13 protein-coding genes are annotated in these 15,567 nt (G+C 48.2%); 7 read left to right on the top strand and 6 right to left on the bottom strand.

Features of this window, described 5'->3' with window-relative positions; genetic code table 11:
• Positions 1 to 775: 775 nt before the first annotated feature.
• Genes araC through BLS03_RS24290 form a run of 5 tightly spaced genes read right to left on the bottom strand, consistent with a single transcriptional unit; the run spans position 776 to position 6,205 of the window.
• Entirely contained in the window at positions 776 to 1,615 is an 840-nt protein-coding gene (araC, locus tag BLS03_RS24310) for an arabinose operon transcriptional regulator AraC (RefSeq protein WP_093279437.1), read from the bottom strand.
• Positions 1,616 to 1,674: 59 nt separating this feature from the next.
• The gene (locus tag BLS03_RS24305; protein WP_093279436.1) at positions 1,675 to 2,193 is read right to left on the bottom strand and encodes a hypothetical protein; all 519 of its coding nucleotides are present in this window, start codon (positions 2,191 to 2,193) and stop codon (positions 1,675 to 1,677) included.
• A gap of 48 nt (positions 2,194 to 2,241) precedes the next feature.
• On the bottom strand, positions 2,242 to 3,741 hold the full coding sequence (araA, locus tag BLS03_RS24300) for an L-arabinose isomerase (protein ID WP_093279435.1): 1,500 nt from the start codon (positions 3,739 to 3,741) through the stop codon (positions 2,242 to 2,244).
• A 9-nt stretch (positions 3,742 to 3,750) separates the two neighbouring features.
• Complete coding sequence (locus BLS03_RS24295) at positions 3,751 to 4,509, bottom strand: L-ribulose-5-phosphate 4-epimerase (protein ID WP_093279434.1); 759 nt, start codon at positions 4,507 to 4,509, stop codon at positions 3,751 to 3,753.
• On the bottom strand, positions 4,502 to 6,205 hold the full coding sequence (locus tag BLS03_RS24290) for a ribulokinase (protein WP_093279433.1): 1,704 nt from the start codon (positions 6,203 to 6,205) through the stop codon (positions 4,502 to 4,504). Before BLS03_RS24290 ends, BLS03_RS24295 begins: the two co-directional genes overlap by 8 nt.
• A 373-nt stretch (positions 6,206 to 6,578) precedes the next feature.
• Between BLS03_RS24290 and BLS03_RS24285 the strand changes: the two genes are divergently transcribed.
• The 7 genes from BLS03_RS24285 to yjfF all read left to right on the top strand — a co-directional run bounded on the left by BLS03_RS24285 (position 6,579) and on the right by yjfF (position 15,138).
• Positions 6,579 to 7,577 carry an arabinose ABC transporter substrate-binding protein gene (locus BLS03_RS24285; protein ID WP_093279432.1) on the top strand — a complete coding sequence of 333 codons (999 nt, stop codon included), beginning with the start codon at positions 6,579 to 6,581 and terminating at the stop codon, positions 7,575 to 7,577.
• Positions 7,578 to 7,701: 124 nt separating this feature from the next.
• Positions 7,702 to 9,216, top strand: a complete 1,515-nt coding sequence (araG, locus tag BLS03_RS24280; RefSeq protein ID WP_093279431.1) for an L-arabinose ABC transporter ATP-binding protein AraG — start codon at positions 7,702 to 7,704, stop codon at positions 9,214 to 9,216.
• Positions 9,217 to 9,232: 16 nt separating this feature from the next.
• The gene (gene araH, locus BLS03_RS24275; RefSeq protein WP_093279430.1) at positions 9,233 to 10,222 is read left to right on the top strand and encodes an L-arabinose ABC transporter permease AraH; all 990 of its coding nucleotides are present in this window, start codon (positions 9,233 to 9,235) and stop codon (positions 10,220 to 10,222) included.
• Between the two features lie 338 nt (positions 10,223 to 10,560).
• A complete protein-coding gene (ytfQ, locus tag BLS03_RS24270; RefSeq protein WP_093279429.1) occupies positions 10,561 to 11,520 on the top strand; it encodes a galactofuranose ABC transporter, galactofuranose-binding protein YtfQ in 960 nt (319 codons plus the stop codon).
• Positions 11,521 to 11,605: 85 nt separating this feature from the next.
• Positions 11,606 to 13,114, top strand: a complete 1,509-nt coding sequence (gene ytfR / locus BLS03_RS24265) for a galactofuranose ABC transporter, ATP-binding protein YtfR (RefSeq protein ID WP_093279428.1) — start codon at positions 11,606 to 11,608, stop codon at positions 13,112 to 13,114.
• A gap of 7 nt (positions 13,115 to 13,121) precedes the next feature.
• Positions 13,122 to 14,147, top strand: coding sequence for a galactofuranose ABC transporter, ATP-binding protein YtfT (ytfT, locus tag BLS03_RS24260; RefSeq protein WP_093279427.1), 1,026 nt, complete (start codon positions 13,122 to 13,124; stop codon positions 14,145 to 14,147).
• On the top strand, positions 14,140 to 15,138 hold the full coding sequence (gene yjfF / locus BLS03_RS24255) for a galactofuranose ABC transporter, permease protein YjfF (protein ID WP_093279426.1): 999 nt from the start codon (positions 14,140 to 14,142) through the stop codon (positions 15,136 to 15,138). The genes ytfT and yjfF overlap by 8 nt, the downstream gene beginning before the upstream one ends.
• A 223-nt stretch (positions 15,139 to 15,361) precedes the next feature.
• Here the strand turns inward: yjfF and BLS03_RS25775 are convergent.
• Positions 15,362 to 15,567 (bottom strand): hypothetical protein (locus tag BLS03_RS25775; protein WP_176765689.1); only part of this gene is annotated, 206 nt, incomplete at its 5' end.

Genomic DNA, 15,567 nt, shown 5'->3' with positions numbered 1-15,567 from the left:
CGAGCCGAACAGCGTCAAAGCACAAAAGGCGCTTTTGGTTCCTTTTGCGCCAACAAAAGGGACTGGTGCGCTATCGCAGATAAAAAAGAAATCGACACACGTTAGGCGCATCAAACTAAACAACTAACCCAAGATACCCCAGATTCCGAATAGCTCTTTCTGATCCTTCGGAATGACGACGCTTGTTTACCGCGATCTAGATAAATAAGAAACAAATCATTAGGCAAAAATTCAGGGATGAATTTTTAGGTTTTCGGCGCAGGACGCGCCTAAAACCGAGCCGAACAGCGTCAAAGCACAAAAGGCGCTTTTGGTTCCTTTTGCGCCAACAAAAGGAACTGGTGCGCTATCGCAGATAGAAAAGAAATCGACGCGCGTTAGGCGCATCAAACCAAACAACTAACCCAAGACACAGATAGCTCTTTCAGAGCCTGCAGAATAACGACGTTGGTTCACCGTCTAGATAAATAAGAAACAAATCACTAGGCAAAAATTCATGGACGAATTTTTAGGTTTTCGGCGCAGGACGCGCCTAAAACCGAGCCGAGCAGCGCCAAAGTACAAAAGGCGCTTTTGGTTCCTTTTGCGCCAACAAAAGGAACTGGTGCGCTATCGCAGATAGAAAAGAAATCGACACACGTTAGGCGCATCAAACCAACAACTTAATCCAAGACACAGATAGCTCTTTCCGAGCCTTCAGAATGACGACGTTGGTTTACCGCGCTCTAGATAAATACCAAGCGAATCAAACAAACTCCCCAACAAAAACAACAAATTAAGAAATCTGCTCTCGATAACGCTTCGGACTTAACCCCGCTTTGCGCTTAAACACTCGCGAGAAATACAGTGGGTCGGTGTAGCCGACAATGCGGCCAATATGGTTAACCGAATAGTTAGTGGTCACCAACAATTGCTTGGCGCGGCTGATACGCTGATCATCGCGCCACTGGGTAATGGTCATCTGCATCTCATCGCGGAACAAGTGACCAAGGCGCGAAGAAGACAAACAGGTGTGGTCGGCAATGTCTTCCAAAGTGAAATCTTGATTGAGGTTTTGGGTCATGTAGTTCATCGCCTCAATCACCCGCGGGTCAATCGGCTTACTCACCACATCGGGCTGAACGGTCTTACAGCGAATCAATAGCTGCTCAAGCAAGTTAATCGCGAGGTCATCGCGATACGGCATATCCGATTTGGCCGCGTATTCGATATCAACAAACAGATGTTCAATCTGTTCAATGCTATTGTGGTCAAGGTTTTGGGTAACAAACACGCCATTGCGCTGCTCTTGCCAAGTCAGCCAGTTATTCCAAAACGCACGCGGGCGAAAATACACCCAACGGTGAAACCAAGATGCACTGTCTTTTTTACGTTGATAAAAGTGCGTTGCGCTTGGGGGAAACAGCAGCAAGTCACCCGCTTTAACGTCAAAGGCTTGGTCACCAGAAAAAATGGTGCCCTCACCTTGGCTGGTCATATTGATGATGTAGCCTTTCATTCCGCTTGGGCGCTCAATCAAAAAATCGAGTTCGTCCCCTTCGATGATCGGCGTTAAACCGGCCACTAAGTGCGCATTGAAGTTATAACCGGGTTTTAAAGGGTCATTATTTTGCATAGAGGGTACTTTTTTAGGCCCAGTTTATGAAATCGAGGCTCTGAAAACGAATTCATACTTCACATTTTGTTAAGTACGATCCACTGAGTGGCGGAAAAAGCTTCACGAAAGAAGTCAGTTTTCTCGGTTTGCGATAAAAAATCGCTCGGCATGCCGTTTCTCTGCCTTTTTAGTTGCTTTGGATTCAGGGTCGGCGCCGGAGAAGTCGTATCCCAACTTTCTACAGTAAGACTTTGAATATTATGGCGAATATCAAGGCGCGTCGGCACACTGTTGCGCGCCAAATATTCAATCACCAACGCATCTTGGTGAAAGTAGTAGTTCATGTTGACCGACAACGTATCGCTGTGGCGCAGTTGGCACCACTGTTCAATACGCTGCTGCTTTTGGCGAAAGCGCCAAGTCACATTCGAGATATCAAGTAGCACACCATTGTTAAACACTTCCAGCTGGCCGAGATATAAAGGTTGGTTTTGATAAGTGAGTTCGAACTGATTGGGTGTGTTTGGCAGAACTTGCAACGCCCAGGGGGGCTTTTCGAGCAGATAGGTTTCCTTGGTTTCTATTTCAACATTCACGGGTTTGACCTCTATTGGCCCCCACCGAAGTGGGGGCTCGTATCAGGGTTAGAATCCTGCTAAGCGATAATAAGCGCTGTTATTTTTCAGCTCCTGTTTGAACTGACGAAGTTGGGTGCTGTTGTCAATCACCACCATTTCGATACCCGCAATCTCTGCGTAGTCAGTCAGAGTATCTAAAGATACCGCTTGGCTGTATGCCGAGTGGTGCGCACCACCCGCATGAATCCAAGCTGCTGCGCCCACTTGCAGGTTAGGTTGTGGTTCCCACAATGCGTGCGCCACTGGTAGGTGTGGTAGTGATTGTGGTGGTGTAACGGTATCCACCACGTTGACCAACATACGGAAACGGCTACCAAGATCAATCACCGATACGTTCACTGCTGGGCCTTCTTGACCACTGAAGATCAAGCGAGGAATGTCAGCGCGGCAACCGATGGTGTGCAGGTGAATTTCCAATTTTGGTTTTTTCGCTGCGATACTCGGACAAACTTCCAGCATGTGCGCACCAAGTACTTGGTCACGAGCGCCGAAGTTGTAGGTGTAGTCTTCCATAAACGACGTACCACCTTGTTTGCCTTGGCCCATCACTTTCATGATGTGAACCATCGCAGAGGTTTTCCAGTCACCCTCACCGCCGTAACCAAAGCCTTTCGACATTAAGCGTTGGCTAGCAAGACCTGGCAAGTTTGTGGTGCCAGTTAGGTTTTCAAAGGTGTTAGTGTATGCTTTTGCGCCAACAGAGTTAAGGAAGTTTTCCATACCCAGTTCTAAACGCGCTTCTTGCACCATCAGTTTCTTCAAGTCGCTGTCGGTAAATAGGTTTGGCGACATGTCGTAGGTTGATGCGTACTCATCAAGCAGTGCGTTGACATCGGCATCGGAGGTTTCATTAACGGCTTCAGCAAGCTCGCCCAGGCCATAAGCGTGAACTTCGTAACCAAACTGAATTTGCGCTGAAACCTTATTCCCTTCGGTGACCGCGACTTGGCGCATGTTGTCACCAAAGCGTGCCACTTTAAGGTTTTGACCGGCATTGATACCAATCGCCGCTCGGCACCAATCGTCGACTTGTTTGTGCACTTCTGGATTTTGCCAGTGACCGACAACCACTTTGCGGTCGATGTTCATGCGCGTACCGATGAAGCCAAATTCACGACAGCCGTGGGCACTTTGGTTCAGGTTCATAAAGTCCATGTCGATGTCATCCCAAGGGAGCGCGGCATTGAACTGAGTGTGTAGGTGCAAGAATGGCTTGTTAAGCTGGGTCAGACCTGCAATCCACATTTTCGCTGGCGAGAAGGTGTGCATCCATAAAATCAAACCGACACACGATGGATCGTTGTTTGCTGCTTGGCAAACGGCCAGAATTTCATCCGGGGTTTTTACCGTGCCTTTTTCAGCCACAGGCACTGAAATGGTTTCAGCGGCATTCAATCCAGCGACGATTTCGGCGCTATCACGCGCGACCTGCTCGAGAACTTTAGGCCCGTAAAGATGCTGTGAACCGGTTACGAACCAGACTTGTTTATCATTGAACACTTTCATAGTTATTCCTTATTTCTTGCTGGATTGATGTTGGCCATAGTAAGCATTCGCGCCGTGTTTACGCAGGTAGTGCTTATCTAGTAGAGCTTGGTTGATGAAGCTAACATCGGGATTAATTTGTAGCGTTTGCAACGCCATACCGGCGACCACTTCGACCACCACAGCGTTGTGCACCGCTTGGTCGGCATCTTTGCCCCAAGTAAACGGCGCATGTTCTTTGACCAAAATGCCTGGCGTTGCCATCACTTGCTGATCACTGCCTTGAATGGTTTCGACAATCACTTTGCCGGTATTGAGTTCGTAATCGTTGGCAATTTCCTCATCGCTAAGCGCGCGAGTACATGGAATGCTGCCGTAGAAATAATCGGCATGCGTGGTGCCAAGCGCCGGAATGGCTTTGCCCGCTTGCGCCCAAGCTGTTGCTTGCGGCGAGTGCGTGTGCACAATGCCGCCGATATCGGTAAATTGGCGATACAACTCTAAGTGTGTTGCGGTGTCGGACGATGGGTTAAGGTCGCCTTCGACGACCTCACCTTGTAAGTCCACTACCACCATGTTTTCGGCGCTGAGCTGTTCGTATTTCACGCCGCTTGGTTTGATCACCACCAGCCCGGATTCACGGTCGATACCCGACACGTTGCCCCAAGTGAAGGTCACGAGGTTGTGGCGCTGCAGGTCCATATTGGCTTGCCAAACTTGGTGACGCAGCGTTTTCAACCGCTCAGCGACACCTTCAGAGACTTGATGCCAAATCGTCTGTTCAGTCATTGCGGTTTTCCTTATGTTGATGATATTCCGCCATTTGTTCGATGTGACCACCAAATTCGCGGTAACTGGCGTAGCGGTCTGCGCGCAGAGCAGCAACCTCAGGATTCGGTGTGTAAACCGAGCGAATTGGGCTTGCCATCACTTGCTGAGCAGTTTGCGAATCTGGGTGAACGCCAGCGGCGACGGCGGCGAAGATAGCCGCGCCCAAAGCGCAACATTGGTCCGATTCCACTACCGCGATTTCGCGGCCAATCACGTCGGCACACATCTGCATGACGTAGGAAGATTTTTGCGCGATACCGCCGATGGCGATGACACGATTGACATTGACGTTTTGGTCAACGAAACAATCGACGATTGATTTCGCACCATGAGCGGTGGATTCCACCAAAGAAGAAAACAGCGCTGGCGCAGTACTGCCAAGGTTTAGCTCACCTAACGCACCTTTAAGCCGTTGGTTTGCATAGGGGGTGCGGCGTCCATTTAGCCAGTCCATCGCCAAAGGCGATTGAGATTGAATTTGGTATTGCTCTGCTGCTTTGGACAACATCGGCAGCAATTCACCATCGAGCTCTTCCGCTGTTAAAGCAAAATCTGGGTTGGCCGCCGCGTATTGTTGTAGCGGCCACATTAATAGGCGTTTAAACCAAGCGTACATATCACCGAACGCCGATTGGCCGGCTTCAAGTGCCAAAAGACCAGGCAGTGCGCTGCCGTCTACTTGACCACAAATGCCGTGAATGGTGCGTTCGCCGACTTCATCGCTCTCAACCATCAAAATGTCACAGGTCGAAGTACCAATCACTTTCACCAAATCATTGGCACCGGCACCCGCACCGACAGCGCCCATGTGGCAGTCAAACTCACCGACAGCAATGGCAATGCCTTGTGGCAAACCAAGTTTGCTCGCCCAGTCGGCTGTCAATTCACCGGCTTTTTGATCGGCGGTATACACCTCGGTAAACATGCGCTCACGCATGCCGTTTAAGGTTGGAGAAATGGCTGAAAGGAAATCTTGATCAGGCAGGCCATCCCAGCTTGGATGCCACATGGCTTTGTGCCCTGCAGCGCAAACGCCGCGACGTAGCTGGCCTGGATTTTCGTTGCCAGACAATAGCGCTGGAATCCAGTCACACAGCTCAACCCAGCTGTAGGCACGTTCTGCAACGCTATCGTCTTGCTCACTTACCCAAGCCGCTTTAGCCCAGAACCATTCTGATGAGTAGATACCACCGATAAAGCGTGTGTAATCTGGATATTGACCAGAGTGTGCGAGTTCATTGATAAGGTCCGCTTTTGATACCGATGTGTGGTCTTTCCACAGCACAAACATCGCATTTGGGTTGTGCTCAAATTCAGGCAATAGCGCGAGCACTTTACCTTCACCATCGACCGGTGCTGGGGTCGAGCCTGTGGTATCAACACCGATACCTACGACAGATTGTGCCAATTCACGTGGCACTTGGGCCAACGCTTCTTGAATCGCGCTGGTCATGGCTTCAATATAATCTCGCGGATGGTGGCGGAACTGAGATTGCTCAGGCACACAATATTTACCTTCCATCCATCTTGGGTAATACACCACTGAAGACGTGACTTCTTGGCCCGTTTCAGCGTTAACAATAAGGGCACGAACCGAATCTGAACCGAAGTCCAGTCCAATGACATGCGGCTGATTAGCGTTATTAGTATCCATGACAGCTCCAAACTGTGGGTCGCAATATTCCTATTGTTATAGCCACAGCACTGCCAATCTCCCATAAACCACAACGCTAAATTTATGGACAAAAACGTTACGAGCTTTTTTTTGTGTGATCGGCAGTGAAAATTCCAAACCACCCGACAAAGCCGATTATTTGTTCAGACTTTTCTCATAAACGCACCAAAACCAGTCATCATTGCACCACCCAGATGCAAACGAGAGCTAGATCATAGTCTTCGCCGCTAAATGAATGGACAAAAACGCTACTTTTTTTTGTTGTGAGATTTATCACTCCAATTAACTCCCTGTTAACAGAATAATGGTCAATGAATACTTACCCCCTACTACATCAGTGGATGGAATAACAATGAAACTAAAAACTCTACTCGCTACTGCTGCACTGTCAGGAATGACGCTAATGAGTGCTTCTGCTAACGCTTTTTTTGGTTCAAGTGATGAGCTAAAACTGGGCTATCTTGTAAAACAACCTGAAGAACCATGGTTCCAAACCGAATGGTCTTTCGCTGAAAAAGCCGGCAAACAATACGGCTTTGAAGTGGTCAAAATGGCCGTGCCAGATGGTGAAAAAACCCTAAATGCTATCGACACTCTTGCTGCCAGTGGCGCCAAAGGCTTCGTTATCTGCACTCCCGATCCAAAATTAGGTCCTGCGATCATGGCGAAAGCGAAAAGCTATGATCTCAAAGTCATCACAGTTGATGACCAATTCTTAAATGCCAAAGGCAAACCAATGACAGACGTTCCATTGGTGATGATGGCGGCAAGTGAAATCGGTTACCGTCAAGGTAGCGAGCTATACAAAGAAATGACCAAACGTGGCTGGGATGCTTCAAGCACAGGCGTTATGGCAATCACTGCAGATGAATTGGATACCGCGCGTCGCCGCGTAGACGGTTCAATCAAAGCGCTTAAAGAAGCGGGCTTCCCTGAAAACCAAATCTACCGCGTACCAACTAAGACCAATGACATCCCAGGAGCATTGGACGCGGCAAACTCACTATTGGTTCAATACCCAACCGTTAAACAATGGCTGATTGTCGGTATGAACGACAACACTGTACTTGGCGGCGTACGTGCAACTGAAGGCCAAGGCTTTGATGCAACGCACGTTATCGGTATCGGTATCAACGGCGTTGATGCAGTTAATGAACTGGCAAAATCAAAACCAACAGGTTTCTACGGTTCACTTCTTCCTAGCCCAGACGTTCACGGCTTCAAGAGCATCGAATCACTTTACAAATGGGTGAAAGACGATGTGGAACCTAAAAAGTTTGTTGAAGTCACCGACGTGGTTCTGATCACTCGTGACAACTTTAAAGCCGAGCTAGAGAAAAAAGGTCTATAAGCAATTGTCGTATAACTAGCTGTTATATAAGCATATATACAATTGTTACTTAGCTAATCAATCTTTAGCGATTGGCGTGGTGGCTCCGTTGAGCCACCACATTATGAAACCGGAGAGAAACATTATGGCGGGATCACCTTCTTACTTAGAGTTTCGCAATATCTCAAAGCATTTCCCTGGTGTGAAAGCGTTAAATAACATCAGCTTTCGTGCTAACAAAGGCAGTGTGCATGCTTTGATGGGCGAAAATGGCGCGGGAAAATCTACGCTATTAAAAACCTTAAGTGGCTTACACCAACCAACCGAAGGCGAACTGGTTGTCGATGGTAAAAGCCTGAAGTTTGAGAAAACCACCGATGCGCTTGATGAAGGCATTGCCATCATCTATCAAGAACTCAACTTGGTTCCTGAATTAAGCGTGGCAGAAAACATTTATCTTGGGCAACTTCCGACTAAAAATGGCCGTGTCGACAGCGATACGCTCAACAAAAATGCTCGAGAGCAATTAAGCCGTTTAGGCGAAAACTTTGACCCTTCGCGCCCACTTAAAGAATTTTCAATCGGCCAATGGCAAATGGTGGAAATAGCCAAAGCCTTAAGCCGCAATGCTCAAATTATCGCGTTTGATGAACCGACCAGTAGTTTGTCGCAACGTGAGATTCAAAACCTATTTAAAGTCATTCGCGAACTGCGCGATGACGGCAAAATTATTTTGTACGTCTCTCACCGTATGGAAGAGATTTTTGATTTGTGCGATGCGATCACCATTTTCAAAGACGGCACACATGTTCAAACCTTTGACGAAATGAGCACACTGACTCACGACCGTTTGGTTGAACTGATGGTTGGCCGTGAAATCAACGACATCTACAACTACCGCTCTCGTCCACTTGGTGGTGATGGATTACGCATTGAAAACATGGAAGGTAAGGGCCTAAGCGCGCCAGTGTCACTGGATATTCGCCAGGGTGAAATTTTGGGTCTATTTGGACTTGTTGGTGCAGGGCGTACTGAACTGACACGTTTGATCTTTGGCGCTGAACATCCAACCGCAGGCCAAGTTTATTTGCACGGTCAACCGATAGCGATTTCAAGTCCGCGCGATGCCATCAAAGCGGGTATCACTTTGTGTCCGGAAGATCGCAAAGGCGACGGCATCATTCCTATCATGTCGGTGGAAGAAAACACTAACGTCAGTGCGCGCCCTTGGCACCTTAAACTCGGCAGTCTTATCGACTTCAGCTGGGAAGGGAAAAACGCTGAAGAGCAACGTAAAGCACTGAATGTAAAAACCTCATCACTGCAACAAGCGATTGGCCAGCTGTCTGGCGGTAACCAACAAAAAGTCATTCTTGGCCGCTGGTTGTCCACCGATATGAGCGTCATTTTGCTCGATGAACCTACGCGCGGTATCGATGTAGGGGCGAAATCAGAAATCTATGAACTGATTTTCAACCTAGCCGAAAACGGCGTCACTGTCCTTGTCGTTTCAAGCGACCTTCCTGAAGTTCTTGGAATTTCAGATCGCGTTATCGTGATGAAAGAAGGTGCCGTTACTGGCGAATTGAAACGTGAAGAATTTAATGAACAAGCGGCTCTGAGCCTAGCAATGCTAGGTGACGGTCAAGTCGCAGCTTGATACGAAGGAATATCCTATGTCCCTATCCAGTTCAACTAAAGTCCTCAACGAGGATAAACCAAAACGCGCGATGAACTTCGCCAGTATTTGGGATAAATTCGGCATGCTGATGGTGTTTGCTGGTCTATTCCTGCTCTGCTGTTTCTTTGTCCCTTACTTCGCCACTTTCATCAATATGAAAGGTTTGGGTTTGGCGATTTCGATGAGTGGTATGGTCGCCTGTGCGATGCTGTTCTGCTTGGCCTGTGGTGACTTGGACTTGTCGGTTGCCTCTATTATCGCCTGTTCCGGCGTGGTTACCGCGGTTGCGATCAACGCCACTTCAAGTGTGGTACTTGGCATCGGCGCGGGCTTGCTGTCTGGTGTTGCATTTGGTCTACTAAACGGTTTTGTGATTGCGAAACTGCAAATCAACGCCCTCATCACCACGCTTGCGACCATGCAAATTGCACGTGGTCTTGGCTACATCATCTCCGATGGTAAAGCGGTAGGTATCACTGAAGAAGCTTTCTTCTCAATCGGTAACTCTTCTTTCATCGGAATCCCTACGCCAGTTTGGCTCACCATCATCACCTTTGCTGTCTTTGCCTTCTTACTTAATCGCACCGTTTATGGCCGCAACACTTTGGCTATCGGTGGTAATGAAGAAGCTGCTCGCCTAGCGGGTGTTAATGTGGTGAAAACTAAGATGATCATTTTCACCGTGTCGGGCTTTATTTCTGCTCTGGCTGGGGTGATTTTGGCTGCGCGTATGACCAGTGGACAACCAATGACGTCAGTTGGCTTTGAACTGGTGGTTATCTCTGCGTGTGTATTGGGTGGTGTCTCCCTTAAAGGGGGTATCGGTAAAGTGTCATACGTTATCGCCGGTGTACTGATTTTAGGTACCGTTGAAAACGCCATGAACCTACTGAACATGTCACCGTTTGCTCAATACGTAGTACGTGGTGCAATTCTGTTGGCAGCGGTTATCTTTGACCGTTACAAACAGAAAACTCGCGCTTAATGATGATTAAATAAAAATATTAATTAAATTTAATCAATAAAATAAAAGCCCTCTATTTAGAGGGCTTTTTGCCATTTAAACTTTATAGTTATTTATTTTATATAACCATTAACTTTTTTATTTATTGAAAATTAACAATATTATCAACTACCAAATAAATCATTGTTAATACTGCTATTAAAATGGATTATTTTGCTATCAACCTTTTGGTGTGACCAAGCTCTAATAGAAATTAAAATATCTCTCCTATTCTCTATCGGTATAAAAAATATACAACCCATGCAGTACCTGATTAATACCTACACGTGAAACTATAAATAATAAGATAGAGAAATATTATGCTAAAAAAACTTACCCTAGCGACTGCAATAGGCAGTATCGTTATGTCTGCCTCCGTCATGGCCAGCTCCTTAACCGTTGGCTTTTCACAAATTGGTTCAGAATCTGGATGGCGTGCTGCCGAAACTGCGGTATCCAAAGCTGAAGCAGAAAAACGTGGCATCAATTTAAAAATCTCTGATGCCCAGCAAAAACAAGAAAACCAAATCAAAGCGGTGCGCTCATTCATCGCTCAAGGTGTGGATGCGATTTTTATTGCTCCTGTGGTTCAGACCGGTTGGGGCCCGGTGCTTGAAGAAGCAAAAGACTATGATATTCCTGTATTTCTTCTCGACCGCGGCATCACAGTAGACGACGACTCCCTGTACATGACCGCGGTCACCGCCGACAACGTGTTGGAAGGGAAAGTGGCCGGCCAATGGCTTATCGATACCGTTAAAGACAAACCATGTAATGTGGTCGAACTGCAAGGTACCGTTGGTGCCAGTGTGGCGCTTGATCGTAAAGAAGGCTTTGGCGAAGCAATTGACACCGCACCGAACATTAAAATTGTACGCACTCAATCTGGCGAATTTACCCGCAGTAAAGGTAAAGAAGTCATGGAGAGTTTCATTAAAGCAGAAAACGGCGGAAAAAATATTTGCGCGGTATTCTCGCATAATGACGATATGGCTATCGGTGCCATTCAAGCAATTAAAGAAGCCGGTTTAAAACCTGGCGAAGATATTTTAATTGTTTCAATCGACGCGGTACCAGATATATTTAAAGCGATGTTAAAAGGCGATGCCAATGCCACTGTCGAATTAACACCAAATATGGCTGGCCCGGCATTTGATGCGCTTATTTCTTATAAAGACAAAGGCACTCAACCACCGAAAAAAATCGTTACAGAGTCCAAACTTTATTTACCTAAAGATGCTCAATCACAATTGGATATGAAAAAAGATTTGGGTTATTAATTCATAAGATAAACCTGTTATCAGCAATAAACTTGTCGGCAAAGATTTTGTCGACAAGTCGCGATAATCGGTTGATGGAGTCTGTATGTCTTTTACCGCTGACAACAATGAATTTGTATTAAGTGCGAAAGGGATCAGTAAATACTTTCCTGGGGTTAAAGCGCTACAAAACGTCGATTTCTCGCTAAAGCGTGGCGAAATTATGGCTTTACTGGGTGAAAACGGCGCGGGAAAATCGACCTTAGTAAAAACCTTAACCGGTGTTTACCAACGCGACGCGGGAACTATCTTTCTCGACGGTCAAAGTATCTCACCACAAAACACCGCCCACGCCCAGCAACTGGGTATTGGTACGGTTTACCAAGAGGTCAACCTACTGCCAAACATGTCGGTAATGGATAACCTGTTTATCGGCAATGAACCGCGTAAATGGGGCTTAGTTGATCGAAAAACCATGGCACAACAAGCCGCCAAAATCATGCGTGGTTATGGCCTCAATCTTGATGTGACCCAACCGCTCAATAGCTTTTCGGTTGCGATTCAACAAGTGATCTCCATTGCCCGCGCCGTCTCGCTGTCGGCCAAGATTCTGATCCTTGACGAACCCACCGCCAGCCTCGACAGCAGCGAAGTCGACATGCTGTTTGGCATTATGCGTAGCCTGCGCGAAAAAGGCATTAGCTTAGTGTTTATTACTCACTTCCTTGACCAAGTCTACGCCGTCAGCGATCGCATCACTGTGCTGCGTAATGGCCAGTTGGTCGGGACTCATGAGACCAAAAGTTTGCCGCAAATTGAGTTGGTCAAACTGATGCTTGGTCGCGAGCTGGAAGACAACGCGCTCAGACGCGCGGGTAAAACTCAGCTCAGTAATGAACCTGTGGTGGAATTTAGCAGCTATGGCAAAAAAGGCACCATCGAGCCATTTAACCTCAAAGTTCACGCTGGCGAAATTGTTGGCTTGGCCGGGCTGCTTGGCTCCGGGCGCACCGAAACCGCCAAGGTCATTTTTGGTATTGAACCGAGTGACAGTGGCAGCTGCAAATTAAAAAATCGCGCGACCAAAATTCACTCCGCACGTCAGGCATCGCTGCAAGGCTTTGGCTTTTGTCCAGAAGATCGCAAAACCGATGGCATCATTGGCGCGGCCTCAGTGCGCGAAAACATCATTTTGGCTCTGCAAGCGCAGCGCGGCTGGTTTAGACCACTGTCAAAAAGCGAGCAAGAGGAAGTGTCGCAGCGCTTTATTAAACAGCTCGACATCAAAACGCCCAATATGGAGCAGCCGATTGAGTTTCTCTCCGGAGGCAACCAACAAAAAGTACTGCTGGCACGCTGGCTGCTGACCAAACCGAAATTTTTGATTCTTGACGAGCCAACCCGCGGCATTGATGTCGGCGCGCATGCTGAGATCATTCGATTGATCGAATCGCTGTGTGCGAATGGTCTGGCTTTGCTGGTCATCTCTTCGGAGCTTGAGGAACTGGTTGGCTATGCCGATCGCGTGATAGTGCTGCGCGATCGCAAACAAGTGGCTGAGATTCCAACCGAACAGCTTTCGGTCCCTGCCATCATGCAAGCAATCGCGATGTGAGGATTCCATGACGACTTTTACCCCATCCACTCCCGGTAAACTGCCGCCCAAGCGTAAGTTTACCCTGCCCAAAGGGGCACCACAGGTGATGGCACTGGTGTTACTGTTTCTGGTTAACGCCGTTATCGCCGACAACTTTTTTTCCATTCACATTCAAGATGGCCGCTTGTTTGGCAGTGTCATCGACATTTTTAACCGTGGCGCGCCGGTGGCGCTGCTCACCATCGGCATGACATTAGTGATTGCCACCGGCGGCATTGATTTGTCGGTAGGTGCGGTAATGGCCATCAGCGGCGCCGTGATGGCAAGCATGGCGTCAAGCGGTTACGCTCCGGCAACCATTTTGATCTGCGCGCTGCTTTCGGGCCTTGCGTGCGGCATCTGGAATGGCTTTTTGGTCGCGGTGTTTAAAATACAGCCGATTGTCGCGACGCTGATTTTGATGGTGGCCGGGCGCGGTATTGCTCAGCTCATCACTCAAGGTCAAATTGTCACCTTTAACAATGACACTCTGTCATGGTTTGGTAGTGGCTCGTTTTTGCTGCTACCTACTCCGATCATTTTACTGATTCTGGCCGCGCTTGCGGTGTGGGCGTTAACCAAAAAAACCGCACTTGGGCTGTTTATCGAATCGGTTGGGATCAACATTAAAGCCGCGAAAAACGCTGGGATTAATACGCCAGCGATCGTGATGTCGGTTTATGCAGTGAGCGGTGTCATGGCGGCGCTGGCGGGAATTATCGTTGCCGCTGACATCAAAGGCGCCGATGCCAACAACGCCGGTTTATGGCTAGAAATGGACGCCATTTTGGCGGTGGTGATTGGCGGCACATCATTGATGGGCGGACGCTTTAACCTGCTGCTGGCATTAGTTGGCGCGTTTATTATTCAAAGCATTAACACCGGCATTTTGCTCTCCGGCTACCAACCGCAATGGAACCATATCGTTAAATCTGTAGTGGTGCTGCTGGTTCTGGTGATGCAATCCCCTGCGGTGATTCAATGGATGAAGAGGAAGCAAAACCATGATTAAACGTAACTTCCCTCTATTTATTACCATTTGCGTCTTTTTGGTTGGATACCTGTTCTGCATGGTGGAATTCCCAGCCTTTATGACCACGAGAGTTATCTGCAACATTCTGACAGATAACGCCTTTCTCGGCATTCTCGCCGTAGGCATGACGTTTGTGATCCTCTCTGGCGGTATCGATTTGTCGGTCGGTTCAGTGGTGGCGTTCACCGGCGTTTTGATGGCCAAAATGATCGGTGATTGGCACGTTGCTCCCTATGCGGCGATGCTGATTGTTCTGGTGCTGGGGATGGCGTTTGGCGGCTTTATGGGCTGGATCATCGATACCCTGAAAATTCCGGCGTTTATCGTCACCCTTGCAGGCATGTTCTTTTTACGCGGCGCGAGCTTTTTGATCTCCGAGCAATCCATTCCGATTAAGCATCCGGTGTTTAAAGAGTTATCACGCACCGCATGGCACATTTGGGGCGGCGGGCGCCTGAGCCTGATGGCGGTGATCATGCTGGTGATTGTTATCGCAGGCATGCTGCTTGCGCATCGCACCCGCTTTGGTAATAACGTCTACGCGGTTGGCGGCAATGCCACTTCCGCGGGTTTGATGGGCGTGCCGGTGCGGCGTACCACCATCGGCATTTATATGCTGTCGACGTTTTTGGCAACCTGCGCTGGGATTGTATTTTCTATCTATACCTCAGCTGGCTATCCGCTCGCGGGGATCGGCGTCGAGCTTGATGCTATCGCCGCGGTTGTGATTGGCGGTACCCTGCTCTCCGGCGGTGTCGGCACGGTATTTGGCTCACTGTTTGGGGTGCTGATTCAAGGCTTGATTCAAACCTACATCACCTTTGATGGCACGCTCAGTTCGTGGTGGACCAAAATTATCGTCGGCATTTTGCTGTTTGGCTTTATCGGCCTGCAACGTTTGCTCTTGGTGATGGGCGAGCGGCGCAAACAAGTCGCCAGCGCCAGTATGATGAAATCCGTACCAGGTTGATAACCCTTGGCTCAAAGCAATCAAAACTTAAGATCAACAAAGGCTTCCCGCGGGAAGCCTTTTTACTCACTTTAAAAGCATCAGCGATATATACCCAAAGTACTTGGAGTTGCAGGTAGGCGGCAAGTGAGTGAGGCCCCATGAGCATAGATAACTATGTGATTGGGGTGAACAAACGTAGCCAACACCGCTGCAGCTTCAAGTAAGACGGGTATAACTTGGATTAACTCCAAGCATCGCTCACTTCATTAGTCAGCAGCGTATAGCTTTCATCGCCGTAAGTGACCGTCACCGCAGCAAACTCGCTGCTATCAAGGTCATGCTCGCTAAGGTAATTGCTTTGCGCTTGGCTTAAATCGGCCACTTCGATGCTGGTGTAGTCATCGCTAAATTGCGCGCTGACATCATCGAGAATGAAACCGAGCTCGC

Origin of the sequence: Vibrio xiamenensis, assembly GCF_900100015.1 — a bacterium.
In the GTDB taxonomy this organism is placed as follows: domain Bacteria; phylum Pseudomonadota; class Gammaproteobacteria; order Enterobacterales; family Vibrionaceae; genus Vibrio; species Vibrio xiamenensis.
The sequence above is the reverse complement of the archived record's forward strand: the minus strand, read 5'-3'. Positions and strand labels throughout refer to the sequence as shown.

Coding starts and splice junctions, on each gene's coding strand:
- araC (WP_093279437.1), bottom strand. CDS start 1,615: ATGCAAAATAATGACCCTTTAAAACCCGGTTATAACTTCAATGCGCAC.
- araA (WP_093279435.1), bottom strand. CDS start 3,741: ATGAAAGTGTTCAATGATAAACAAGTCTGGTTCGTAACCGGTTCACAG.
- BLS03_RS24295 (WP_093279434.1), bottom strand. CDS start 4,509: ATGACTGAACAGACGATTTGGCATCAAGTCTCTGAAGGTGTCGCTGAG.
- BLS03_RS24290 (WP_093279433.1), bottom strand. CDS start 6,205: ATGGATACTAATAACGCTAATCAGCCGCATGTCATTGGACTGGACTTC.
- BLS03_RS24285 (WP_093279432.1), top strand. CDS start 6,579: ATGAAACTAAAAACTCTACTCGCTACTGCTGCACTGTCAGGAATGACG.
- araG (WP_093279431.1), top strand. CDS start 7,702: ATGGCGGGATCACCTTCTTACTTAGAGTTTCGCAATATCTCAAAGCAT.
- araH (WP_093279430.1), top strand. CDS start 9,233: ATGTCCCTATCCAGTTCAACTAAAGTCCTCAACGAGGATAAACCAAAA.
- ytfQ (WP_093279429.1), top strand. CDS start 10,561: ATGCTAAAAAAACTTACCCTAGCGACTGCAATAGGCAGTATCGTTATG.
- ytfR (WP_093279428.1), top strand. CDS start 11,606: ATGTCTTTTACCGCTGACAACAATGAATTTGTATTAAGTGCGAAAGGG.
- ytfT (WP_093279427.1), top strand. CDS start 13,122: ATGACGACTTTTACCCCATCCACTCCCGGTAAACTGCCGCCCAAGCGT.
- yjfF (WP_093279426.1), top strand. CDS start 14,140: ATGATTAAACGTAACTTCCCTCTATTTATTACCATTTGCGTCTTTTTG.